The 22,536-nt window shown below is 64.0% G+C and carries 19 protein-coding genes, 1 tRNA gene and 2 pseudogenes; 11 read left to right on the forward strand and 11 right to left on the reverse strand.

Translation table 11 applies throughout. The features are described 5' to 3' along the window. Positions 1–77 precede the first annotated feature (77 nt). Positions 78–1,277 (forward strand): amino acid aminotransferase, encoded by a 1,200-nt coding sequence (locus V8683_RS09325; RefSeq protein ID WP_411189073.1) that lies wholly within the window; start codon positions 78–80, stop codon positions 1,275–1,277. An 89-nt stretch (positions 1,278–1,366) separates the two neighbouring features. On the opposite strand, the gene V8683_RS09330 is transcribed toward V8683_RS09325, so the two are convergent. Together V8683_RS09330 and V8683_RS09335 are read right to left on the reverse strand one after the other, a co-directional pair. Beyond that, a complete protein-coding gene (locus tag V8683_RS09330; RefSeq protein WP_411189072.1) occupies positions 1,367–2,641 on the reverse strand; it encodes a patatin-like phospholipase family protein in 1,275 nt (424 codons plus the stop codon). A gap of 13 nt (positions 2,642–2,654) precedes the next feature. Continuing rightward, positions 2,655–3,458, reverse strand: a complete 804-nt coding sequence (locus V8683_RS09335) for a 3-hydroxybutyrate dehydrogenase (protein WP_027797613.1) — start codon at positions 3,456–3,458, stop codon at positions 2,655–2,657. A gap of 204 nt (positions 3,459–3,662) precedes the next feature. Here V8683_RS09335 and V8683_RS09340 point away from each other — a divergent pair, with 204 nt between their 5' ends. Further along, positions 3,663–4,634 carry a potassium channel beta subunit family protein gene (locus V8683_RS09340; RefSeq protein WP_411189071.1) on the forward strand — a complete coding sequence of 324 codons (972 nt, stop codon included), beginning with the start codon at positions 3,663–3,665 and terminating at the stop codon, positions 4,632–4,634. 83 nt (positions 4,635–4,717) lie between these two features. After that, positions 4,718–5,563 carry a 23S rRNA (adenine(2030)-N(6))-methyltransferase RlmJ gene (locus V8683_RS09345; protein ID WP_411189070.1) on the forward strand — a complete coding sequence of 282 codons (846 nt, stop codon included), beginning with the start codon at positions 4,718–4,720 and terminating at the stop codon, positions 5,561–5,563. 12 nt (positions 5,564–5,575) lie between these two features. Here V8683_RS09345 and V8683_RS09350 read toward each other — a convergent pair whose 3' ends face one another. The 3 genes from V8683_RS09350 to cueR all read right to left on the reverse strand — a co-directional run bounded on the left by V8683_RS09350 (position 5,576) and on the right by cueR (position 7,026). Beyond that, positions 5,576–5,935, reverse strand: a complete 360-nt coding sequence (locus tag V8683_RS09350) for a hypothetical protein (protein WP_411189069.1) — start codon at positions 5,933–5,935, stop codon at positions 5,576–5,578. A gap of 227 nt (positions 5,936–6,162) precedes the next feature. Continuing rightward, positions 6,163–6,309 carry a DUF3563 family protein gene (locus V8683_RS09355; protein WP_084168922.1) on the reverse strand — a complete coding sequence of 49 codons (147 nt, stop codon included), beginning with the start codon at positions 6,307–6,309 and terminating at the stop codon, positions 6,163–6,165. Between the two features lie 291 nt (positions 6,310–6,600). After that, positions 6,601–7,026 (reverse strand): Cu(I)-responsive transcriptional regulator, encoded by a 426-nt coding sequence (gene cueR / locus V8683_RS09360; RefSeq protein WP_411189068.1) that lies wholly within the window; start codon positions 7,024–7,026, stop codon positions 6,601–6,603. Between the two features lie 161 nt (positions 7,027–7,187). On the opposite strand from cueR, the gene V8683_RS09365 reads away from it, so the two are divergent. Both V8683_RS09365 and V8683_RS09370 read left to right on the forward strand, forming a co-directional pair. Continuing rightward, positions 7,188–7,400 (forward strand): heavy-metal-associated domain-containing protein, encoded by a 213-nt coding sequence (locus V8683_RS09365; RefSeq protein WP_411189067.1) that lies wholly within the window; start codon positions 7,188–7,190, stop codon positions 7,398–7,400. An 11-nt stretch (positions 7,401–7,411) separates the two neighbouring features. Beyond that, complete coding sequence (locus V8683_RS09370) at positions 7,412–8,326, forward strand: dTDP-4-dehydrorhamnose reductase family protein (protein ID WP_411189066.1); 915 nt, start codon at positions 7,412–7,414, stop codon at positions 8,324–8,326. Here the strand turns inward: V8683_RS09370 and V8683_RS09375 are convergent. The 3 genes from V8683_RS09375 to imuA are packed head-to-tail and all read right to left on the reverse strand — an operon-like array spanning position 8,320 to position 14,141. Next, positions 8,320–11,781 carry an error-prone DNA polymerase gene (locus V8683_RS09375; RefSeq protein ID WP_411189065.1) on the reverse strand — a complete coding sequence of 1,154 codons (3,462 nt, stop codon included), beginning with the start codon at positions 11,779–11,781 and terminating at the stop codon, positions 8,320–8,322. The genes V8683_RS09370 and V8683_RS09375 overlap by 7 nt on opposite strands. Positions 11,782–11,791: 10 nt before the next feature. After that, positions 11,792–13,399 (reverse strand): Y-family DNA polymerase, encoded by a 1,608-nt coding sequence (locus V8683_RS09380; RefSeq protein ID WP_411189064.1) that lies wholly within the window; start codon positions 13,397–13,399, stop codon positions 11,792–11,794. Further along, complete coding sequence (imuA, locus tag V8683_RS09385; protein ID WP_411189063.1) at positions 13,308–14,141, reverse strand: translesion DNA synthesis-associated protein ImuA; 834 nt, start codon at positions 14,139–14,141, stop codon at positions 13,308–13,310. The genes V8683_RS09380 and imuA overlap by 92 nt, the downstream gene beginning before the upstream one ends. 308 nt (positions 14,142–14,449) lie before the next feature. On the opposite strand from imuA, the gene V8683_RS09390 reads away from it, so the two are divergent. After that, complete coding sequence (locus V8683_RS09390; RefSeq protein ID WP_411189062.1) at positions 14,450–17,797, forward strand: autotransporter outer membrane beta-barrel domain-containing protein; 3,348 nt, start codon at positions 14,450–14,452, stop codon at positions 17,795–17,797. Between the two features lie 30 nt (positions 17,798–17,827). On the opposite strand, the gene V8683_RS09395 is transcribed toward V8683_RS09390, so the two are convergent. Both V8683_RS09395 and V8683_RS09400 read right to left on the reverse strand, forming a co-directional pair. Continuing rightward, positions 17,828–18,055: a hypothetical protein gene (locus V8683_RS09395; protein WP_411189061.1), complete on the reverse strand. Its 228-nt coding sequence runs from the start codon at positions 18,053–18,055 to the stop codon at positions 17,828–17,830. Between the two features lie 168 nt (positions 18,056–18,223). Further along, complete coding sequence (locus V8683_RS09400) at positions 18,224–18,721, reverse strand: integrase core domain-containing protein (protein ID WP_411189060.1); 498 nt, start codon at positions 18,719–18,721, stop codon at positions 18,224–18,226. Positions 18,722–18,732: 11 nt separating this feature from the next. On the opposite strand from V8683_RS09400, the pseudogene V8683_RS09405 reads away from it, so the two are divergent. The 5 genes and pseudogenes from V8683_RS09405 to V8683_RS09425 all read left to right on the forward strand — a co-directional run. After that, positions 18,733–19,477, forward strand: a pseudogene (locus tag V8683_RS09405) (IS5 family transposase); the annotation flags it as partial. A gap of 620 nt (positions 19,478–20,097) precedes the next feature. Then, positions 20,098–21,069: pseudogene (locus tag V8683_RS09410) on the forward strand (DUF6402 family protein). A 133-nt stretch (positions 21,070–21,202) separates the two neighbouring features. Then, the gene (locus V8683_RS09415) at positions 21,203–21,475 is read left to right on the forward strand and encodes a hypothetical protein (RefSeq protein WP_462880624.1); all 273 of its coding nucleotides are present in this window, start codon (positions 21,203–21,205) and stop codon (positions 21,473–21,475) included. A 314-nt stretch (positions 21,476–21,789) separates the two neighbouring features. Next, complete coding sequence (locus tag V8683_RS09420; protein ID WP_411189058.1) at positions 21,790–22,101, forward strand: hypothetical protein; 312 nt, start codon at positions 21,790–21,792, stop codon at positions 22,099–22,101. A 37-nt stretch (positions 22,102–22,138) separates the two neighbouring features. After that, complete coding sequence (locus V8683_RS09425) at positions 22,139–22,357, forward strand: hypothetical protein (RefSeq protein WP_411189057.1); 219 nt, start codon at positions 22,139–22,141, stop codon at positions 22,355–22,357. Positions 22,358–22,437: 80 nt separating this feature from the next. Here V8683_RS09425 and V8683_RS09430 read toward each other — a convergent pair. Then, positions 22,438–22,514 (reverse strand) — tRNA-Pro (locus V8683_RS09430). Positions 22,515–22,536: the final 22 nt, after the last annotated feature.

Here is a 22,536-nt window from a genome sequence, read left to right on the forward strand (position 1 = left end):
GCGGCAACCGCGCGGCGGCGTTCAAGCCAGCGCACCGGCCAACCGGATTGTCCATCCTTGACTATAGCCGAACCATCATGTCCCTCTTTTCCGCCGTCGAACTCGCCCCTCGCGACCCCATCCTGGGCCTGAACGAAGCCTATAACGCCGATGCGCGCACCTCCAAGGTGAACCTCGGCGTGGGCGTGTACACCAACGAGGAAGGCAAGATCCCGCTGCTGCGCGCGGTGCGCGAGGCGGAAAAGGCCCGCGTCGAAGCCGGTCTGCCGCGCGGCTACCTGCCGATCGAAGGCCTCGCCGCCTACGACGCCGCCGTGCAGAAGCTGCTGCTCGGCGACGACTCGCCGCTGATCGCGGCAGGCCGCGTGGTGACGGCCCAGGCATTGGGCGGCACGGGTGCGCTCAAGATCGGCGCCGATTTCCTCAAGCGCGTGAACCCGACCGCGAAGGTCGCGATCAGCGACCCGAGCTGGGAAAACCACCGCGCCCTCTTCGAGAGCGCCGGCTTCGAAGTGGCGGCCTATCCGTACTACGACGCGCAAACCAACGGCGTGAACTTCGAAGGCATGCTGGCCGCGCTGAACAGCTACGCCGCGGGCACGGTCGTCGTGCTGCACGCGTGCTGCCACAACCCGACCGGCGTCGATCTCACGATCGACCAGTGGAAGCAGGTCGTCGAAGTCGTGAAGGCGCGCAACCTCGTGCCGTTCCTCGACATCGCCTATCAAGGTTTCGGCGACGGCATCGCGGAAGACGGCGAAGTCGTGCGCCTGTTCGCCGCTTCGGAACTCAACGTGTTCGTTTCGTCGTCGTTCTCGAAGTCGTTCTCGCTCTACGGCGAGCGCGTGGGCGCGCTGTCGGTCATCACGAACAGCAAGGAAGAATCGGCCCGCGTGCTCTCGCAACTGAAGCGCGTGATCCGCACGAACTACTCGAACCCGCCGACGCACGGCGGTTCGGTGGTCGCCGCCGTGCTCGGCTCGCCGGAACTGCGCGCCATGTGGGAAAACGAACTGGGCGAGATGCGCAACCGTATCCGCGCGATGCGCACGGGCCTCGTCGAGCGCCTGACGGCTGCCGGCGTGGACCGCGACTTCAACTTCATCAACGTGCAGCGCGGCATGTTCTCGTACTCGGGCCTCACGGCCGCTCAGGTGGACCGCCTGCGCGAAGAGTTCGGCATCTACGCCGTGAGCACCGGCCGCATCTGCGTGGCCGCGCTCAACACGCGCAACCTCGACGTGGTCGCGAGCGCCGTCGCGCAAGTGCTGAAGTAAGCAGAGCCGCTCGCAAACGAGCAAGTTGAAACGGCGTCCGTTCAAGATGAACGGACGCCGTTTGTGTTTTAACGCCAGTCCACGTCAAGTCACGTGCTGCCTTCCCCCGGCACTCGACGGCCGCCGCGCGCGTCTCGATGAATATCGTGAGTGACGAAGCCGGCGTCGTTGTTGGGCTTCTCCAGCCACCCCGGCTGCGCAAGCGACGCCCGAATGTCCTGCAGACCGCTCGCCCAATGCTCGCGCATGGTCGAAACGCCGAACTGGAAGTCCTTGAAGTGCCCCTCGTACTCCTTCTGCCGGTAGATCAGGTGGACCACGTTGTACTTCTTCGAGCACGACAGCTCATTCGCCACTTCTACCCACGCATCCTGCCGATGCTCGGGCGCGACGCGCTCCAGCACCTCGCGCAACACATGACGGAAGCGCTGCGAGCGCTGCAGCATGTCGGTCACGAGACGCGTGCGGCTCGAATACTGGATGTCCTTCACCCGGCCCTGGACGTCCGTGATGTTGTCGGGCACGGGCCCGCGCGCGCTCCAGAGGTCGACCTGAAACGCGAGCGTGTCGCGGCGCGGCGTGGTCTGGATGACCTCGTAGAGCGGTGTGTTCGACATCAGGCCACCGTCCCAGTAGTACTCGCCATCGATTTCCACGGCCGCGAAGCCCGGCGGCAGCGCTCCCGAAGCCATGAAATGCTCGGGCCGCAGCTTCATGGTGGTGTTGTCGAAGTAGGCAAAGTTACCGGTGCCGACGTTGACGGCGCCAACCGAAACGCGAATCTCCTTCGAGTTGATCCGGTCGAAGTCGCATAGCCGCTCGAGCGTGGCCTTGAGCGGCCGCGTGTCGTAGTAGCTGGCCTTTTCGGGATGCCCCGAGCCGTGCGGCAACGGCGGAGGAAAACGCGGGACGAAGAAGCCCTTCTGGCCTTCCACGATTGCGCCTGCCGCCTGCATCGCGGTGAACGTCTTGCGGATCGCATCGCCCGAGTTGAAGAACGCATGTTCGACGAAACCGGGCAGCGGCGGCGTGTAGGCGGGCTGACAGATCGTTTCCCAGAACTCGTGCAACCGCGCCACGCGGTGCTCGGGCGCGTTGCCGGCGATGATCGCCGTGTTGAGCGCGCCGATGGAGATGCCCGCGAGCCAGTTCGGCGCGATGCCGGCCTCGGCGAGACCTTCATACACGCCAGCCTGGTAGGCACCGAGCGCGCCGCCGCCCTGCAGCGTCAGCGCGACGGTTTCCCATTGGGCGGTCTCTTCGCCGCAGTGGCGGGGATGCGGCCGCGGCGCGGCGCCGGTATGCACGCCCGCCTGTTCGTCGACCGCGCTGGACTGGACCTGCCCTTTCTTGCGTTGCGCCATGGCCGCGTCTCCCTTACTGCATAAACCAGCCGTGGCTGACGATGAAAGACTGGCCCGTGAGCGCGGCCGTCGGGAACGCGGAGAGGAACAGCACCGTCTGCGCGACGTCTTCGACGGTCGTGAACACGCCGTCCACCGTGCCGCCCAGCATCACGTGCTTGACCACTTCCTCTTCGGAAATGCCGAGCTCCTTCGCCTGTTCGGGAATCTGCTTGTCGACGAGCGGCGTGCGCACGAAGCCAGGGCAAACCACGTGCGAGCGCACGTTGTGCTTCGCGCCTTCTTTGGCCAGCACGCGCGCGAGACCGAGCAGCCCATGCTTGGCGGTGACGTAGGCCGACTTGAGCGGCGAGGCCTCGTGCGAGTGGACCGAACCCATGTAGATCACGACGCCGCCGCGATCGTCCTTGTACATGTGCTTGAGCGCGGCCTTGGTGGTGAGGAACGCGCCGTCCACGTGGATGGCCTGCATTTTCTTCCAATCGGAAAACGCGTAGTTTTCAATCGGATTCACGATCTGGATGCCGGCGTTCGAAATCAGGATGTCCACCGAACCCAGTTCGGCCGCCACGCGGTCGATCCCCTGGTTCACGGCGTCTTCGTTCGTGACGTCCATGGCCACGCCGATGGCCTTGCCGCCCGCGCCCTTGATCTCTTCGGCCACGGCGTCCGCGCCGCTCTGGTTCAGGTCGGCAATGGCGACCGCCGCGCCCGCCTGCGCGAGCGTGAGGGCAATCTGCTTGCCGATGCCGCTAGCCGCGCCAGTAACGACGGCGACCTTGCCGTCCAGTTTGGTGTTGAGGGAAAGAGACGACATCGAGCACCTCCAGGTTGTAGATGAAATCAGACCTCGACTCGCGGACACTGTCAAACTGACCGGACGGCGTATGCCATTCGGCAGAATGCTGCACCGCGGCCAACCGCGCTATTGTGCATGAAGCCGGCAATCTCACGCATCGAGTCCGGCACAAGCCGCTTGCGCTGGCGCTAATATCGGGCTTCTTCCCTTCTGGAGACATTCATGAACTATCGGCGACTGGGCCGCTCGGGCCTGCAGGTCAGCGAACTGTCCATCGGCTCGTGGGTCACTTACGGCAACCAGGTCGATCGCAACCTGGCGCGCGAATCGCTCGCCGCGGCGCGGGACGCGGGCGTCAACTTTTTCGACAACGCCGAGGCCTACGCGGGCGGCGAGTCCGAGACGATCATGGGCACCGCGCTCAAGGAACTGGCGTGGCCGCGCGTGAGCTACGTGGTTTCGACCAAGTTCTTCTGGGGCTTGAACGAGGCACCGAACCAGTACCACACGCTCAACCGCAAGTACCTGCTGAACGCCATCGACGGCTCGCTCAAGCGCCTTCAGCTCGATTACGTCGATCTCGCGTTCTGCCACCGGCCGGACCCGAATACGCCCATCGAGGAAACGGTCTGGGCGATGAGCGATATGGTGACGCGCGGCAAGGCGCTGTACTGGGGCACTTCCGAATGGAGCGCCGACGAAATCCGCGCCGCGTGGGAGATTGCCGAGCGGCATCACCTTCATAAGCCGGTCATGGAGCAGCCGCAATACAACCTGTTCCATCGGCGCCGCGTGGAAGACGAATACCGGCGGCTCTACGAGGACATCGGCCTCGGGCTCACCACCTGGAGCCCGCTCGCCTCGGGCCTGCTAACGGGCAAGTACAAGAGCGGCGTGCCGGCGGACAGCCGCGCCCAGTTGCAGGGCTACGACTGGCTGCGCGGATCGCTCACCGACGCGAACCGCAACGCCATCGTCGCGAAGCTCGCCGATCTGGCCGCGGAGCTGGGCTGCACGGTCGGCCAACTGGCCATCGCCTGGATCCTGAAGAACCCGCACGTGAGCACCGTGATCACCGGCGCCTCGCGGGTGGAGCAGATCGGGCAGAACATGCTGGCGAGCGACATTGCCGAAAAGATCACGCCGGAAATCAAGGCGCAGATCGAAGCGATCGTCGGCGACGAGCACGACTGAGGTTCGCGGCAGCACCGGGGCCGCGTACAATACGCGACCCCGATCCGCCGCCCGTTTTCTTCCGACTTTCCGTCCCACCCATCATGCTGAGTTACCGCCACGCCTTCCATGCAGGCAACCATGCCGACGTCCTGAAACACACCGTGGTCGTGCAGCTCCTGCGCTATCTCGGCAAAAAGGACAAAGCCTACTGGTACATCGACACCCACGCGGGCGCGGGCGCCTACGCGCTGCGCGAAGGCTATGCCACGAAGACCGCGGAGTTCGAAACGGGTATCGGCAAACTGTGGGGGCGCACCGACCTGCCGGCGGCGCTGGCCGAATACGTGGACGAAGTGGCGGCGCTCAATCCGGACGGCGGGCTGCAGTTCTATCCGGGGTCGCCCTATCTCGCATGGCGGCTGATGCGCGAGCAGGATCGCATGCGGCTCTTCGAGATGCATAGCACCGAAATCGAGGTGCTGCGCCATCGCTTTCGCGACGCGGGCCGCCGCGTGATGCTCTACGACGGCGACGGTTTCGAAGGCGTCAAGGCGCTGCTACCCCCGCCGCCGCGCCGCGCGCTGGTTCTGATCGACCCGTCGTTCGAGGACAAGCGCGACTACGCGCGCACGATCGCTTGCGCGGAGGAAAGTCTCAAACGCTTCGCCACGGGCACCTATGCGATCTGGTATCCGCAGGTCACGCGGCCGGAATCGCAACGCTTCCCGGATCAGCTCAAGCGCCTGCAGGACAAGAACTGGCTGCACGTCACGCTCACGGTCAGCCAGCCGCCCGCGGACGGTTACGGGCTCTTCGGCAGCGGCATGTTCATCCTGAATCCGCCCTACACGCTGGTGGCATCCATGAAGGAAACGTTGCCCTGGCTCGTGAAAGCACTGGGCCAGGATCAGGCGGCGCAGTTCAAGATCGAGTCGCGCGGCGATTGATCGCCGGCGCCCTTATTGAGCCGGCGCGGGCTGGGGCGTCGGCCTGGGGTACGGTGGGCGCGGCGGATTGGGCCGCGAACCGCCGCCGCCCGGCACCTCGATGTACGGCGCGACGATATAAGGCTGCGACGACTGCGACGAGTTCGTCGTGGTCTCCGCAGGCTGGCGGGCCGTGACTATCGGCTCGTGCGAAAGCGGCGCGTTTTGCAGCACGATCCCCTTCTGGCCGTCGCTGATGCCCTTTTGCGTATCGAGTATCAACGGCGGGCCGTCCGCCCAGGCGGCGGCGTGTCCCAGCGCCAGCCCGCACGCCAGCGCGGCGGCGGGCAACCAGACGATCAAAGACTTGCGGAATATGCGGTCTGACACCATGAACGGTCCCCGAAATGAGTGGCTTCACTTGCTGCTTCACTCGTATGTCGGCCAATCTCAAAAAGGACTTTACCTTACCGCAGTGTCAAGGTTCAGACTGTGCGTGTGGCCTGCAACGCAAGCACCGACAACGCGGGCGCCAGATACGACAAAGCCCCGCAATGCGGGGCTTGAAACAGCCTTGGCGTAGTGCCGGCTGGTACCGGCAGACGCCGGAAAACGCTGGCTTAGTTCGAGTAGCCGGTCGATTCGAGCGAGCGGATGCGCTGTTCGAGTTGCACGATGTCCGTCGACGATGCGAGATAGGCTTCGCGGCGGGTACGCTCGCTGACTTCAAACCAGTTGCTCAGGGCTTCGAGGATGTACGCAAACATGATGGTGCTCTCCAAGGATCGGTATGTATCCCCGGTGGATTTGCATCAGGGATTACCCTAGTAAGGGATAACCCGCATTATAGCGATCTTTGGGAACTTTGCTAGTGAATTGCCCGAATGCCGTGCATTCCAAACTGGAATGCATCAATTCAAGGAATCCACAACACCATGATTTATCGGCGTATTTTTTCTCGTCGCCAGCAGTTGTTTCGACAGGACCCTGAAATGCACCATTTCAGGGCTCATCCTGAAACAAGTTGCGACAATTTGCCTGGCGCAACCACAGCGGCGTCAGTGATGGCAGGCGCCGGCTTCGCCGATCGACGGCCTGGAGTCGGCGAGATTTTCGAGAATCGGGCAGTCCGGCCGGTCGTCGCCGTGACAGTGGTCGGCCAGATGCGCGAGTGTGTCCCGCATCTGGGTCAGCTCGGCAATGCGCTGGTTCAGTTCGATCACATGCGCCAGCGCGATGGACTTGACCTCCGCACTGGCGCGCGAGCGATCGTGCCAGAGTGCCAGCAGCCGGCGGATATCTTCGACGAGAAAACCCAGTCGTCGAGACTGGCGGATGAAGCGCAGGGTGTGCACCTCCTCCGTGCCGTACACGCGATAGCCCGATTCCGTGCGCCCCTTGGGCGCGAGCAGTCCGACGCTCTCGTAGTAGCGGATCATTTTCGCCGTGACGCCCGATTCGCGCGCCGCTTCGCCAATATTCATGGGTCCCTTCCCGCATTCGATCGATGGGTCGATCGTACACCTTCCCATTGTGGGAAGGTCCAGCGTCCGTCACCGGGCCGGCTGGCATAATCCGGCGACGGCCTCCTGTCCGCAGCAAGCAGCAGTTGAGTTCCCCCTTCAGTTCAGAAAAGGAAGACACGATGATCCAGTTCAACGTAGAAGGCATGAGTTGCCAGCATTGCGTGGGTGCCGTTACCCGCGCGATTCACGAGCACGACGCCACCGCGAAGGTCGAAGTCGATCTGGCCGCGGGCCACGTGACGGTCGAATCGAACCAGAGCGCCGACGTGCTGAAAGCGGCTATCGACGAGGCAGGCTATACGGTAAAGAACGCCGGCACGGCGAACGCGTGACGCGCCGCGCCATGTTCAAGGTTGCCGTGATTGGTGCGTCGGGGCTGCTCGGACGCGCCGTGATGCGCGAGCTTGGCGCCGGGACGGACTGGCGGATCGTACCGACTGCCTTCCGCCACGCCGGGCCGCAACAGGTTTCGCTCGACGTGCGCGACAAGCATGCCGTCGCGGCCTTCGTCGCGCGCGAAGCCCCCGATGCGATTGTTGTCGCCGCCGCGGAGCGTCGTCCCGACGTGTGCGAAAACGACCCCGTTACGGCGCGCGCGCTGAACGTCGATGCGGTGCGCACCATCGCCCAGGCGGCACGCCCGCGCGGCGCGTGGGTGCTGTCGATCTCCACCGACTACGTGTTCGACGGCACCACGCCGCCCTACCGCTGCGACGACACGCCAAATCCGCTCAACGCCTATGGCCATAGCAAGCTCGAAGGCGAGCGCGCGCTGCTCGAGGCAACGGACAATGCGCTCGTGCTGCGTCTGCCGCTGCTCTACGGCCCGGTCGTGGACTGGCAGGAATCGGCCGTGACGAGTCTCGTGCCGGCCGTGCTGGCCTCGGCCCAGCCAGGTGCGCAGCCGGCCGCGATGGATGCGTGGGCCACGCGTTATCCGACGTTCACCCCCGACGTCGCGTTCGTGATCCGCGAACTGCTGACGCGGCACGCGGACGGCAAGGCGGTCTGCGGCATCGCGCAATGGTCGGGCAACGAGCCGATGACGAAGTATCGGATCGCGCAGCATCTCGCACAGGCACTCGGCGTGGACGCGCGGCTTCTCGCCCAGACGACGCCCGCCGACGCGACACCGCGCCCGCGCGACTGCCACCTTGATTCGAGCCGCCTCGAAGGCCTCGGCATCGGCCGGCGCACGCCGTTCGATGCGGCGATCGGCGGCGTGCTCGGCGGCTTCGAGGCACGTCCCGCTCAATGAAAATTCCGGCTCTCGGTCGCCAGCCGACCGAGCAGCCGGCTATGATCCTCCAGCCGTTGCGCGACGAGGTGGATCACTTCGCCTTCGCGCTGCACGACGCCTGCCACCGCCATCAGCGAAGACCCGAGCAATTCCTTGCGTTGCGCCTCCACGAGCGCCGCGTGCACGATCACGTTGATCGTGCCGGTCTCGTCCTCCAGCGAAACAAAGATCGTCCCTTTCGCCGTTCCCGGCCGTTGCCGCACCGTGACGATGCCGCACACGCGCGCAAGTCTGCCGTCAAGACACTGCGTCAGTTGCGCGGCCGTGCGGAAGCGCTGCTTCGCGAGCCCCGGCCGCAGCAGTTCGAGCGGATGGCGGTTCAGCGTCAGCCGCAAACTGGCGTAGTCGGCGACGATCTCCGCGCCCTCGGACGCGCGCGGCAGCGCGAGCGGCGCTTCGGCGAGCGGTGCGTCGCGCAGCAGCGCCGGCACCGCATGCTGCGCGGTCACGGCCCACCACGCCTCGCGCCGGTGCCCCGCGATGCTCGCGAGCGCATTCGCCGCCGCAAGCGCTTCCAGCTCACGCCGCGTGAGCGCGGCGCGCCGCGCGAGATCGTCCACGTCCGCGAACGGCGCCTGCGCACGCGCCTTCATCACGCGCTGCGCGGCGTCTTCGGAAAACCCCTTGATGAGGCTGAAACCGAGCCGCACGGCCGGGCCGCCGCGGCCATAGAGATCCGGCGGCAACTCGATTCGCGCACGCAACCTGCGCGCAAAGCGGCGCAGGAAACAGCACGCGAGCCTCGGCCGGTCCGGCGGCCACGCGGCGCGCAGCCGCTGCTGGAGCCGCTCCACCCTGGCCCGGCGAGCACGTGTCGCGTCGGCATCGAGCCGCACGCCCGGCCGCATACGACTCTCCAGTACCGCTTCCCAGTCGCTCAATACGATATCGGGCGCCAATACCTCCACGCCGTGGCGCTTCGCGTCCTGTACGAGCTGCGACGGCGAATAGAACCCCAGCGGCTGACTGTTCAGCAATCCTGCCAAAAAAGCGGCCGGCTCGTAACGCTTGAGCCATGAACTCGTGTAGACGAGCATCGCGAAGCTCGCCGCATGGCTCTCCGGAAAGCCGTAGTCGCCGAAGCCCTCGATCTGTTTGCAGATGCGGTCCGCGAATGCTGCCTCATAGCCCTTCTCCATCATCCGGCGCTTGAGATCGTCCTGATACGGCCGCAGGTTGCCGTGACGCCGCCATGCGGCCATCGCGCGGCGCAACCTGTCGGCTTCCTCGGCGCTATAGCCGGCGGCCACCATCGCCAGATGCATCACCTGTTCCTGGAAGATCGGCACGCCGAACGTGCGCTCGAGCACCGGCTTCAAGTTCTCCTTCTCATATTCGACCTTCTCTTCCCCGCGCCTGCGCTTCAGATACGGATGCACCATGTCGCCCTGGATCGGCCCGGGCCGCACGATCGCCACCTGAATCACAAGGTCGTAGTATTTGCGCGGCCTGAGACGCGGCAGCATGCTCTGCTGCGCGCGCGATTCGATCTGGAACACGCCGATCGTATCCGCGTGGCAGCACATCTCGTAGACGGCGGGATCTTCGCGCGGGATGTCCTGCACGCGAAACTGCGGCAACCCGCGCCGCAGCGCGACGAATTCCAGCGAACGCCGGATCGCCGAAAGCATGCCGAGCGCGAGCACATCGACTTTCAGAAGCCGCAGCGTATCGATATCGTCCTTGTCCCACTCGATCACATAGCGGTCCTTCATCGCGGCGTTCTCGATAGGCACGAGGCGCGAGAGCTTGTCCTTCGCAATCACGAAGCCGCCCACGTGCTGCGAGAGATGGCGCGGAAAACCGCGCAGCTCGCGCGTGAGGCGAATGAGTTGCTGCGTGACGTGCGAGTCTTCTGAAAAGCCGGCCTCTTTCAGATGATGCGCGATCGAATCGGGACCGTCCCACCATTGCTGCGCGCCCGAAAGTTTTTCGACGAGCGCCACGTCGAGCCCGAGCGCCTTGCCGACATCCCTCAGCGCGCTGCGCGAACGGTACGTGATGAGCGTCGCGGCCAACGCCGCGCGGCGTTGACCGTACTTTCGATAGACATACTGAATGACTTCCTCGCGCCGCTGATGCTCGAAATCGACATCGATATCGGGCGGTTCGTTGCGCGCGCGTGACAGAAAACGCGCGACGAGCATGTTCATCTGCACCGGGTCGATCTCGGTAATCCCCAGGCAGTAGCAGACCACCGAGTTCGCCGCCGAGCCGCGCCCCTGGCACAGAATGCCCTGTGAGCGCGCATAGCAGACAATGTCGTGAACGGTCAGGAAGTACTTTTCGTACTTCAGTTCGGCGATCAGCTTCAGTTCCTCTCCGATCTGCTCCGATCGCTTCTCGTTCAACCCGTCGGGCCAACGCTCCAGCGCGCCCTGCATCACGAGCTGGCTCAGCCACGTGAATGGCGTCTCGCCTGCAGGCACCAGTTCTTCGGGATATTCGTAGGCCAGTTCGGCGAGCGAGAACGTGCAGCGGCGCGCGACATCGAGCGTCGCGTCGAGCGTATCGCGCGGATACAGCGCGCCCAGGCGCACGCGCGAGCGCAGATGCCGCTCCGCGTTCGGCTCCAGTACGCGTCCGCATGCCGCGAGCGGCTGGCCGATGCGAATGGCGCTCAGCGTGTCCTGCAGCGGCTTGCGCGAACGCGCATGCATCAGCACGCCGCCCGCCGCGACGAGCGGCAAGCCCGTTTCCTGCGAGACATGGCGCAAGGCTTCGATCTGCGTATCGTCGCCGCCCGTGCGCCAGAGTTCGAGCGCGAGCCATGCACGCTCCGCCGCGAAACCCGCCAGCCAGTGTGCGGCGCGCAGCGTCTGTGCCAGCGTCGCCGTGCGCTGCGGCACCAGCAGCAGCACACAATCGCGCAGATACTTCAGATGTTCGAAGCCGGGCTCGGGATCGACGAAGTCATCGGGATACACGCGATAGTGGCCCTTGTCCGCCCGCGCGCGCGCAAGCGTAATCAGCTCGCAGAGATTGCCGTAGCCCTCGCGGTTCATCGCGAGCGCAACCAGCGAGCAGAACGGCTTTTCTTCCCCCTTATCCGGGTCGTCGCCGCGCTTCTCGACGAGATTCAACTCGCTGCCGATCAGCAGGTGCAGCGACGGCACGAACGACCCCAGTTTCGCCTCAGCCTCCGCCCCGCCGCGCTCGCGCGCTGCGCGCACGGCTTCTTCGTGCGCCTTCCTGAGCGGCTCGTCGTGCTCGTTCAAGGCGCTAAAGGCGCGCACGACACCGGCGAACGAACATTCGTCGGTGATGGCAAGCGCCCGATAGCCGTGCTGGATCGCCTGCTCGACCAGTTCGCCCGGCTGCGAGGCGCCTCGCAGGAACGTGAAATTGGTCAGGCAGTGCAGCTCCGCATATTCGGGCAAATGCATGGGCGACTGCGTGGGCAACGTCGACATGATCGCCGCTTTAACCGAAGAGCCCTTGCAGATACCACTCGCCGCCCATGCGCTCGCGATAAAGCCAGAACATGCGCCCCTGGTCGTCGGCGGCAACGTAGTAGTCGCGCCCGACCTCCTTGCCGTCCCACCAGCCGGTTTCGATGCGCTCGGCGCGCGTGAGCGTCTTCAGCGGCCGCCGGTACACGGGACGGTCGTTGCGCACGGCCAGCTTCAGCGGCTTTTCGAGCAGCCATGCCGGGCGCGGCTGTGACGGTAGCGGCACGTCGGGCAGATCGAGCATGCACTGCGTGGAGGCCGACGTTTGCGCTTCCTTCGGCTGCGGATTGCGCGGCTTGTGCGGACTGCGGGCCTTGCCCGACTTGCCTCCCGAAGCGCGATAAGCACGCGCCGCCATCGCCCGCTCGGGCCGGTGATCGTCCTCGACGAAAAGCTGCAGCACGTTCTGCTCCCCCACCCGCGCGCCAATGCGTTCGAACAGTTGCGCGAGCGAGGCTTCCGAAGCCTCGGGCATCGGGAACAGCGTGTCGTTAGGCGCCGCGTACTCGCTCACCCCGGTGGCGACGAGCGCAAGCCCGATCACCGGCGCGGCCAGCTCGGTCTGGTTCAGCTTCTCGCGCAACAGCCAGAGCAGATGATCGGCATCGCGCGAGGGCGCCGCCCATGCGAGCGTGAGGCTCGACGTGCGCGGCGCGTGCCGCGACGCCAACTCGTGTTCGAGCCGCAGCTCGAAGGCCGTCAGCGCCGCGTGCTGTGCACAGAGCCAGCCCGTCAGTTGCATCACGAGCCGCCGCGCGGCGAAGAGCAGCGCTTCGGCGCTTTCCACGCGCGCCTGCAATTCGAGTCCGGCACAAAACGACGGCGGCGCGCTGAACGAAGCGCGCGGATCGGGTGCCTCGCCGCGCGCCTGCGCAAGCCAGGTGAGCACACCGTCGCCGAAGCGTCGCACGATGCCGTCGCGCGGCAAGCGACGCAGATCGGCAAACGTCGCGCAGCCGATCTGCGTGAGCGCGTGCTCGTGCGGCGCGGCGAACGGCGCGAGCGTGACCGGCAACGCGTCGAGCACGCGCGCGAGCGTCGCTGCCTGGAGCACGCGCCAGCGGCGCAGGGTACCCGAACTGCGCTGCGTGGCGCGCGCCTGCGCGAGCGTCCACGCGCCCCAGGCGGTGGGCGCACAGGCAATGCGGGCGGCGTGGCCGCAGCCGGCCACCGTCGCCGCCACCTTTGCGAGCAGCGCGCGCACGCCGCCAAAGAGGCGCAGCCCGGAACCCACCTCCAGCAGCAGCGTATGCGAAGGCGCGAACGACACCTTCGGCGTGTAGGCGAGCAGCGCGAGCGCGAGCGCCTCGACCGCGCGGCTCTCGCGTGACGGATCGGGCGCGAGCAGCACGAGGCCCGGCGCGAGGGCAAGCGCATGGGCGCGCGTGCTGCCCGCGTCTACGCCGAAGCGCAAGGCATCGAGATCGGGGATCAGGACACGCAGGGAATCCGCCAGCGCGTAGCAGCGCGCGTCCTGCGGCGGCGCATCAGGACGACGAGGCGATACCGGGTCCGACAGGAGCGGCGGCTTCACGGCCTCCAGCGGCAAAAGCGGCAAGGTAACGGCGATCCACAACATGATTGACCCCGGGCGGCGGCATGACAGATGCCGGCCCCGTGGGGGGCAGCACGGCATCCTGCAGCGGCAGCGTAACGACGAGTGGCTGGGCGGGCGGCGGCCCGCGGCGTTTGAAGATATCGACGGACACGGCGGTAAGCTGCATCCACTGGCGCCGGTTGAGATTCGCGTCGACAGGCGGCGGCACCGGCGTGCAGACCATGCGCAGCGGCGCCGGCGACGACTGGTTGCGCGCGGCGGGCGGCCGGATCAGGAACGCGAGCGTGCGCGAATCCTGGGCGGCGACCTGCAGGCGCCGCACCGCGTCGGCACGCGCCTTCGCCTGCCAGAGCAGCACCGCGCCAACGCCCTCCTGACGCAGCGCCTGCTCGGCGACCCAGGGCGCCTCGGCTTCGCCCGCGCGCACCCAGATCACGCGATCGAGCGCGAGACCCCAAGTCTTGAGCGCGCACGCATACGGCTGCCACGGCGGCGCGACGAAGAGCACGTGCTGGCTGGCCGTGGCCGTCAGCGTGCGCAGCGCGGGGGCGACGAGCCGCATCTCGCCGATGCCGCCCTGCTCGACGAGCAGCTCGGTCAGGCTGCCCGCGGGCCAGCCCGCACCGGGCAGGAGCGCATCGAGCGCGGCGTGACCGCTTCGCACCGTGCGCTCGCTCGCGTGCGCAAGCTGATCGCCTTGCCAGATCCGGCTTTGCAGCCGGGACGGCAGATGTGTCGCCGCAAGCTGGAGTGCTGCTGCCATGAGTGCGCTCGGTCAAAAAGGCTCAGATCAAAAGGGAAATAGATCCCCCTGCCCGGCCAGAAAAAGGGGGCATGACGGGATGGCTACCTGGCGCCGTAGCACGCCATAACCTGTATATTTATACAGTATTTCATGGGATTTGGGAAAGTGGATGCAGGAGCACCCACGCACGCCCTGGGGGAGACCGGAATGACGAGAGACCAGGAACGACAGCCGGAGCCATTTTTGAGATCGGTGCTATAACGCGAATCACGCGCCCGCTTGCAGCTCGTTTGTGCAGCCAGTTTCACTAAAAAGGCAAACAGACCATGAAAAACAAAGCGTGGAAGTTGCGTTTGGGAGGATTGGCAATCCTGACGGGTGCGGCGCCGGCCGCGGGCCACGCGGCCTGTAATGCAACGGCGCCGCCCAGCAATACGACCGTGACCTGCACGGGCGCGGGCATTCCTTCGGTCGTCGCCGCAAGCGGCAGCACCGGCGTCACCCTCGACATCGCGCAGGGAGCGACGGGTAGCTATACGCTCTCGAGCACACCCACGCCGTTCTCCGTGGACACCTCCAGCGCAATTACGAACAGCGGCACGCTTGCGCTCTCCGGCAACGGTACGGGGGTGGCGAACCGCGGCGCGATGCTGATCGGCATGAACAACGGCAACACGATCACCAACGGCGCAACGGGCGTGATCTCCACGACGGGCGCCTACAACGACGGCATCGCGGCAAACGGCAACAACAACACGCTCATCAACAACGGCAAGATCACGACGAGCGGCAGCAACTCGTATGGCATGACGGCCGCTTGGGGACAAAGCAACACCGGTGCGTCGGGCAATACGCTCATCAACACGGGAACGGTCACGACCTCGGGCAGCAACGCTCGCACGGCCTCGCTGCTGGGCGGCAGCGGCACCATCAGCAACAGCGGCACGCTGACGGCGTCGGGCAAAGACGGTACCGCCGTCTACATGCAGGGCAACAACGACACGCTGATCAACAGCGGCACGATCCAGACCACCGGCACCGCATCGAGCAGCGGCAACGTCGACGCGGTCGTGTCCAACACGGTCGGCAGTTCGTTTACCGCGACGATCACCAACGAGGCCGGCGGCCAGATCATCAGCAACAGCGGGATCGGCGTGCGCTCGACCAACGGCAGCACTACGATCACCAATGCCGGCCTGATCGAAGGCGGCGGCGGCACCGCGATCCAGAACGGCAACGGCAACGACACGCTGATCCTGCAGACCGGTTCTCAGATCGTTGGCATAGCCAACGGCGGCGGCGGCAACAACGCCGTGCTGCTGCAGGGCACGGGCACCGCGTCGAACGCGTTCGTGAACTACCAGAGCCTGACGATGGAAGGCGACAGTTGGACCTGGGCCGGTACGGGCACGTTCTCGACCGCACTCGTGCAAAGCGGCACGCTGAACCTGACCGGCACGCTCGGCACGACCACCGCAACGGTCGTCGCCACGGTCAACAGCGGCGCGACGCTGCAGGCGAATGCCTCGAACCTGCCGCTCTCCGTGACCGACAACGGGCTCGTGCGCTTCCAGCAGGACAGCGCGGGCACCTACACAGGCCTCATTGGCGGCACGGGCGCGGTGGAGAAAACCGGCGTTGGCACGCTGACGCTCGCGCCTTCCGCCTCTGGCGGCAACACGTATTCGGGCGGCACGACGATCACGGAGGGCACGCTCTCGGTTGCGGCCGACAACGCGCTCGGCACTTCGTCGGGCGGGCTGACCTTCAACGGCGGCACGCTGCAGTTCGGCAGCGCCTTCGATCTCGCGGCAAGCCGCGCGATATCGATCACGTCGAACAACGGCACGATCGACACGCAGAGCTACGACTCGACGATCGCGCAAAACATCACGGGCGCGGGAGCGCTGACCAAGATCGGCTCCGGCACGCTGACGCTCAATGGTACGGACAGCTACACAGGCGGCACGAATGTCGACGAGGGCACGCTGATCGTCGGCGACGGCAGCAGCGATCCGCCGTCGCTCGCAGGCGGCGGGCCGGTGCTCGTCGCGTCGGGTGCGACGCTCGGCGGCTACGGCAGCGTGACAGGCAACGTGACGAACGAAGGCACGATCTCGGTCGCCAACGCGCTCGCGAGCCTTGCGAGCGGCACGACCGGCAACTTCCAGATCGACGGCAACCTCACCAACGCGGGACTCGTGCAACTGGGCGGCAGCGGCGTGGGCAACACGCTGACCGTCGTGGGCAACTACATCGGCCAGAACGCGACGATCGCGCTCAACACTTACCTGGCCGGCGACGGCGCCGCTTCGGACCGGTTGATCGTCAGCGGCGGAAACGCGAGCGGCACGAACACGTTGAAGGTCACGAACGTGAACGGACCCGGCGCGCAGACGGTCAGCGACGGCATCGAGGTCGTGCAGGCCACGAATGGCGCGACGACGAACGCGGGCACGTTCACGCTGTCGGGAGGCACGGTTGAGGCCGGTGCCTATGCCTATTACCTCGTGAAGGGCGGCGTGACGGCCGGCAGCGGCGAAAACTGGTATCTGCGCAATACGATCGCACCGCCGACGACGGAGACGCCTCCGCCGACATCGTCGACATCACCCACGGTACCGCCTCCGGCCGGGCCGCAGATCACGCCGGCGGAAGGCACGCCCGCGCCGATCACCGAAGCCGTCGAGAACGCCGGCTCCGACACGTCCGCCGTGCCGGTCTATCGGCCGGAGGTGCCGCTCTATACGGAAGCGCCCAGCGTCGCACGGCAATTGGGACTCCTGCAGATCGACACGTTCCACGATCGCCAAGGCGAACAATCGCTGCTGACGGGAGACGAATCCGTGCCGGCGGCCTGGGCGCGTGCCTGGGGCGGCTACAGCAATCTGCACCAGGGGGGCGACGTCGCGCCGTCGTTCGACGGCACCATGTGGGGCATGCAGATCGGCCAGGACCTGTATGCGGACAGCACGGTCAGCGGGCAGCACAATCACTACGGCTTCTTCGCAGGCTTCTCACGGGCCGTGGGCGACGTGAACGGTTTCGCACTGGGACAACCCGGGCTGGGTGTCGGTTCGCTCCAGGTCAACGCGTATAACCTCGCAGGCTACTGGACGCACATCGGCCCCGGCGGCTGGTACACGGACGCCGTCGCGATGGGCAGCGTGCTCACGGTGCGCACGAACTCGAACAATGGCGTGAACGGCTCGACGGACGGCAATGCATTCACGGGCTCGTTCGAAGCGGGATTGCCGATCGCGCTCGGCGACGGCTTCACGCTGGAGCCGCAGGCGCAGATGGTATGGCAGTGGCTGTCACTCGACGCGTTCAATGACGGCGTGTCCAACGTGACCTGGAACAACGGCAACACGTTCCTCGCGCGAATCGGCGCCCGCCTGCAGTGGGCGACCTCGACGAACGGCATCGACTGGAAGCCCTGGCTGCGCCTGAACGTGCTGCGCACGTTCGGCGCCGACGACCAGACGACTTTCGGCGGCACGACGACGCTCGGCACACCAGTTGGACAAACGCTGGGACAGATTGGCGTGGGCGTGGTCGCCCAGTTGACGAAGCGCGGCAGCGTGTATGCGACGGGAAGCTATCTTGCGAATCTCGGCGGCGAGCATCAACGCACGATCACCGGGAATGCCGGGGTGCGGTGGGCGTGGTGAGGACACGCCCAACCGGGGGCAACGATCCACTCAGGACGGAAGGTCGAGCAATACGCGTATATCGACCGAGCGATTCCCATACGAAAACACACGCTCGACCACCTTGAACGCCAGGGGTCCGGAGTCGGTTTCCGTTTCGATGAAGTCGCCAGGTTGAGGAAAGGGGATACCAACCGAATAGGAGAACCGGGTGGGCGGCAGCGGCCCAGCGGCTGCAATGGCTCTCTCGGAGTACCTGATATGGATGTCGATGTTCATTCCGTCTCCGTCTCTTGTGGTTGCGGAACCAATAAATTAGCACGAGGCGGGCTATGGGATCTGCGTTTCGTACAGCCCGATCTCCAGAGTCAGCGCAAAGCAAACGGCTTATGGCCCGTCGCCTTCAACGCGGCATTGATATCGGTACGAGTGTTAATAGCGCTGACCTTACCCCGCCGAGTACATCATTCGTAAATTAGTGGTCTCGCCGGTTTTTGATTGATGCAATTGCCGGAATTGGTCCGGCGCCAGTTGCCCCAGCGCACTGTGCGGCCGGACCAAGTTGTAATCGATTCGCCAGGCTTCAATGCGTTGGCGTGCGTCATCGATGCTGACGAACGCGTGTTGATTCAGACATTCCTCGCGTAGTCGCCCATTGAAGCTCTCGATATGCGCGTTCTCCACCGGCTTGCCGGGACGGATGAACTGCAATCGCACGCCGTGCTCGTGCACCCACGCATCCAACGCGCGACTCACGAATTCCGGCCCGTTATCGACCTGAATCGGCCTCGGGCAACGCCCCTGCAATCGCAACTGCTCCAGTACGCGGGCAACACGCGCGCCGGTTAGCGAGAAGCCCACTTCAATGCGCGGACACTCCCGATTCCATGCGTCGATAATCGTCAGCATACGCATGTGCCGCCCGTTGGCCAGCGAATCGAACACGAAGTCTATCGCCCACGCCGTCGCCCAAAGGTGGCCGGCGCCGTACGGTCGATGACCGCGCAGCATTAAACGGCATCCTGTATGTCTTGCAGACGGGCATCCCATGGGAAGACCTACCGCAGGAACTCGGTTTCGGCAGCGGCATGACATGCTGGCGCCGGCTACGCGATTGGCACGCCGCAGACGTATGGGCCCGGCTGCATCTGGCAATGCTGCGCCGACTGCGTGAACATGACCAGATTGAGTGGGAACGGACGAGCCTTGATGCAGCCAGCGTTTCCAGCCCCCGGGGGGCCAGGAAACCGGCCCCAACCCGACGGACAGAGGCAAGCTCGGGTCGAAGCGGCACATCGTCGTAGATGCGCGAGGAATTCCGCTTGCCGTCACGGTCACGGGGGCCAACCGGCACGACTCGATTGCGTTCGAGCGGACAGTCGATGCCATCCCGTCGGTGTCGGGACTGAATGGCCGGCCTCGCAAACGCCCGAGCAAACTGCATGCGGACAAGGGCTATGCTTTGCCCGGTGCCGGCGCTACCTGAAGCAGCGCGGAATCACGGCTCGTATCGCCCGCAGAGGCGTAGAGAGCAACGAGCGACCTGGACGGCATCGCTGGGTCGTCGAGCGCACGCATACCTGGTTCGCCGGATTCGGCAAACTGCGCATTCGTTTCGAGCGTCGTCTCGACATTCATGTTGCGTTGCTCTCCCTGACTGCGGCTGTCATTTGTTCCCGCTTCGTGGATGACTTGTGTTAGCGACTCTTAGTCGGTTCAACCAGTGTCCACACCTGGCCGCGCTACGCCCCACGACCAAGTACAACGATCGCTTCGGGCGCACGCTTAATGCAACAGGTGTGAGACGACCCGGAAGAGCCCTTCGGCTTGCCGATGCGCGCGCCGCCTTGATGCAGCGGGCGGACGCTGGACCGTAATGCATTGATACAGCAGGACGGCGCACCCGATAGCATGGCCGCCCCACAAGGGCGGCTTTTCGCATTTCTGGCGATCCGTTTTTTCGGATATGTCTGATATCGCTTTTCCTCTGCCTTGCCAACGATTGGCCTTGGGTTAGTGCGTCCCCTTGGAGCGCATAAACTGGGTCGCCAGGATGCGCGGCGAGTCTACTGTTCCGTGTCCCTTGGCGGGGATTCAAGCTCAATCTGGATGGGTAGGTTATGGCAGGTAATGAACTCCCGTATTACGAGATTAACAAGCTGTTGTGGCGCTGGAGCAAGAAAGACGGCGCTCGCATCGTGCATGAGGTCCGCTTGTCGATGGACAAGGCTCCGCCAGCATTGCCGAAACAACCCAAACCGAAGGCCCCGCCGCCGCCCGCACCACCACCGAACCGTACGGCCAATACAATTAACGGTGTCATGGACGCATTCGAAGCGCTGGGACGGTTCAAGAAGTGGCTGGATACCCCCGATCCGCCCAAACCGCTCAAGGCCACGCCTGAGCCAAAGGTGGAGACGGTGCCGCCGTTCGACATTCAGGAAATACCGAACGCCATGCGCAAGGAACATATGCCGGTTGGGGCCAAGATGATGGAGCGGTGGTTTGCAGGAAGGCTTAATTATTCGCCGAACAATAATGGCATTGACCAGAATGGGAATCCCTATGCTGACGATATGTATGCTTACGACGACATAAAACTGGATTGGGTGCTCAAATACGACCGGGCAAAGGTTAAATTTGACGAGCTTGTTAGTGAAATGATTTATCGGCCAAAGGCGATGCATGAAATATCCGAAAAATTAAGTTATTATCGAAACTACTACGGATTGTTTTTCACAAGCGACATTTGCGGTCATGGTATCAGGGAATTGCATAATTCTTTTGAATTCCAGGTAAGTACCGTTGATGCGGTACTTTCTGAGAAGTTGGAAGATTTCCTACGCTTCAATATGGATAACCGTGGAATTCCCGATGATCTTTATGCGGCGTTGGGCGGATTTGCGTTCTATGCGGCGATAGCGCAAGGCAACATTGAAAAAAACCCATCAGGGGATCGTATTGCCAAGGTGACCGGAATATGGATGTATGTGAAAAACCCTTTCTCATTCACCGATGAACGCGGGGCGCGATCAACCTATTTGGGGCATTGGGGGGTGAATGGAGTTGCGCTTGTTCCCTACGCGTTCGTCGAATCAAAAACATCTCGGCTCCCCTATCTCGATTACCCCGTTGCGATTGGTAATGTGCGTGTAAAATCGAATCTATATTCTCCGGTTCACAATTCTGATTTCCGGGATTAGCAGAAAAAACATAATCGTGGTGGCGATTTTATCAGTTTTTCTGATAGGAAATTTATTCGACTGCAAAATCCCATCCGGGTGCCACTATGAAGCGGTCAGTTAAGATTACTTTTTTTGTATCCTTCTTATTATAGGGTACTGGTTAATGTTCGACGATACTCCACATGGTACCAAGTGTGAGCGATCTAACTCACCAGATGGGAAATTTATAGCCGAACGATGCATGTTTGGTATGGAAGGCCGGGCGGGTAATGATTATGTTGGCAGATTATATGATGAAAAAAACGGGAGACTGCTCGCTCAACATACTTTCGTTGCCTATGCAGATGACATCCAAGTATTATGGACTGGATTTGGTGAGGAAGAAAAACACTACAATAAATCTGTAATGTTCATAAAAGGCGATGGTGGCGATGACCAAACATACATTGATCTTCCACCTTCTTCTTGGGAAAAAATACGGGCAATGAGGCCCCGGTTGCCTTGGGGCCGCTAGTTGGTTAGGTTCCCTGAGCGCCCCCATTTCGGTGCACCAGAAGGCCGCCCTTGTGGCGGCTTTGTCTATGGGGCCAACCCGCCAGCCCGCATACATGCGCCGCCCACGCTTCCATCATCGGGCGGCGCTGCCGCGTCGATAGTTTGCCCCGCATTTCTGCAATCGTTCTATCCTTCCTACTTCCGTCAACGTGATACCTGAGGGGCGCGGAGGTCCGCACCCAGGCATGGGCCATGCACCGCGCGAAGTCCTTTTTTTGGCAGCACGCCATGCATGTCGTGCTGCGGTATGCGGCCCCCTAGGCAATGGAGTACGTGGAAGCGGCGTTCTCCGGCGATCCTAACGCGGCTCTGGAACTGGCCGTTGCGCTCGACAACCCCAAGCGCGGCGCGGTGGCCGTGGCAATGTGGGATGCAAAGATACCCCGGCCCGCGTTTCGCAAGTACCTGGAGGCGGTTTGGGAACATGACTACGCCAGGGTGATTGGCGCTGCCGGGACGCGCCGCCGCCTCGCGACCATGTTTCGCTATGCCGCGTTTCCCCTGCCGGATTTCATGGGGCCAACCGTGCGCGTCTGGCGCGGCGCATGCGGCGCATCGGAGATGCCTGGCGCGAACCGGCTATAGCTGGACACTCGACCGCGATATCGCCTGCTGGTTCGCCATGCGCTTCGCAGGCCCGGAGCCCCTTGTGCTGGCGGCGGAGGTGCCGCGAAGGGAAATCGTGCTGTATACCGACGCACGGGACGAAGCCGAAGCCGTACTGATGCACCCGTCAGCCGCGAGCGTTGATGGCGCACCCGAAGAATGGCTAAGCCGCTATGGGGTGGTGAAGGCCGCGAATCAGGATTTCTCCGCCAGCAACCCTTCCGGCGTTGATTGAATTTGCCTACACAGTGCCTACACGGACCCAGAAAGCAAAAAGCCCAGCCGGTTAAGGCTGGGCTAAGTGCTTGAAACTATTGGTCGGAGCGATAGGATTCGAACCTACGACCCTCTGATCCCAAATCAGATGCGCTACCAGGCTGCGCTACGCTCCGACGAATCAGAGATTGTAGCGGC

It is taken from the genome of Paraburkholderia sp. AV2 (genome assembly GCF_054968425.1).

What these genes read in the sequence shown, in the direction of transcription:
- V8683_RS09370 (WP_411189066.1), top strand. Translation starts at nt 7,412, where the DNA reads ATGTTCAAGGTTGCCGTGATTGGTGCGTCGGGGCTGCTCGGACGCGCC.
- V8683_RS09390 (WP_411189062.1), top strand. Translation starts at nt 14,450, where the DNA reads ATGAAAAACAAAGCGTGGAAGTTGCGTTTGGGAGGATTGGCAATCCTG.
- V8683_RS09365 (WP_411189067.1), top strand. Translation starts at nt 7,188, where the DNA reads ATGATCCAGTTCAACGTAGAAGGCATGAGTTGCCAGCATTGCGTGGGT.
- V8683_RS09330 (WP_411189072.1), bottom strand. Translation starts at nt 2,641, where the DNA reads ATGGCGCAACGCAAGAAAGGGCAGGTCCAGTCCAGCGCGGTCGACGAA.
- cueR (WP_411189068.1), bottom strand. Translation starts at nt 7,026, where the DNA reads ATGAATATTGGCGAAGCGGCGCGCGAATCGGGCGTCACGGCGAAAATG.
- V8683_RS09425 (WP_411189057.1), top strand. Translation starts at nt 22,139, where the DNA reads ATGCGCTTCGCAGGCCCGGAGCCCCTTGTGCTGGCGGCGGAGGTGCCG.
- V8683_RS09380 (WP_411189064.1), bottom strand. Translation starts at nt 13,399, where the DNA reads ATGTTGTGGATCGCCGTTACCTTGCCGCTTTTGCCGCTGGAGGCCGTG.
- V8683_RS09345 (WP_411189070.1), top strand. Translation starts at nt 4,718, where the DNA reads ATGCTGAGTTACCGCCACGCCTTCCATGCAGGCAACCATGCCGACGTC.
- V8683_RS09350 (WP_411189069.1), bottom strand. Translation starts at nt 5,935, where the DNA reads ATGGTGTCAGACCGCATATTCCGCAAGTCTTTGATCGTCTGGTTGCCC.
- V8683_RS09415 (WP_462880624.1), top strand. Translation starts at nt 21,203, where the DNA reads ATGTTTGGTATGGAAGGCCGGGCGGGTAATGATTATGTTGGCAGATTA.
- V8683_RS09375 (WP_411189065.1), bottom strand. Translation starts at nt 11,781, where the DNA reads ATGTCGACGTTGCCCACGCAGTCGCCCATGCATTTGCCCGAATATGCG.
- V8683_RS09340 (WP_411189071.1), top strand. Translation starts at nt 3,663, where the DNA reads ATGAACTATCGGCGACTGGGCCGCTCGGGCCTGCAGGTCAGCGAACTG.
- V8683_RS09355 (WP_084168922.1), bottom strand. Translation starts at nt 6,309, where the DNA reads ATGTTTGCGTACATCCTCGAAGCCCTGAGCAACTGGTTTGAAGTCAGC.
- V8683_RS09395 (WP_411189061.1), bottom strand. Translation starts at nt 18,055, where the DNA reads ATGAACATCGACATCCATATCAGGTACTCCGAGAGAGCCATTGCAGCC.
- imuA (WP_411189063.1), bottom strand. Translation starts at nt 14,141, where the DNA reads ATGGCAGCAGCACTCCAGCTTGCGGCGACACATCTGCCGTCCCGGCTG.
- V8683_RS09325 (WP_411189073.1), top strand. Translation starts at nt 78, where the DNA reads ATGTCCCTCTTTTCCGCCGTCGAACTCGCCCCTCGCGACCCCATCCTG.
- V8683_RS09335 (WP_027797613.1), bottom strand. Translation starts at nt 3,458, where the DNA reads ATGTCGTCTCTTTCCCTCAACACCAAACTGGACGGCAAGGTCGCCGTC.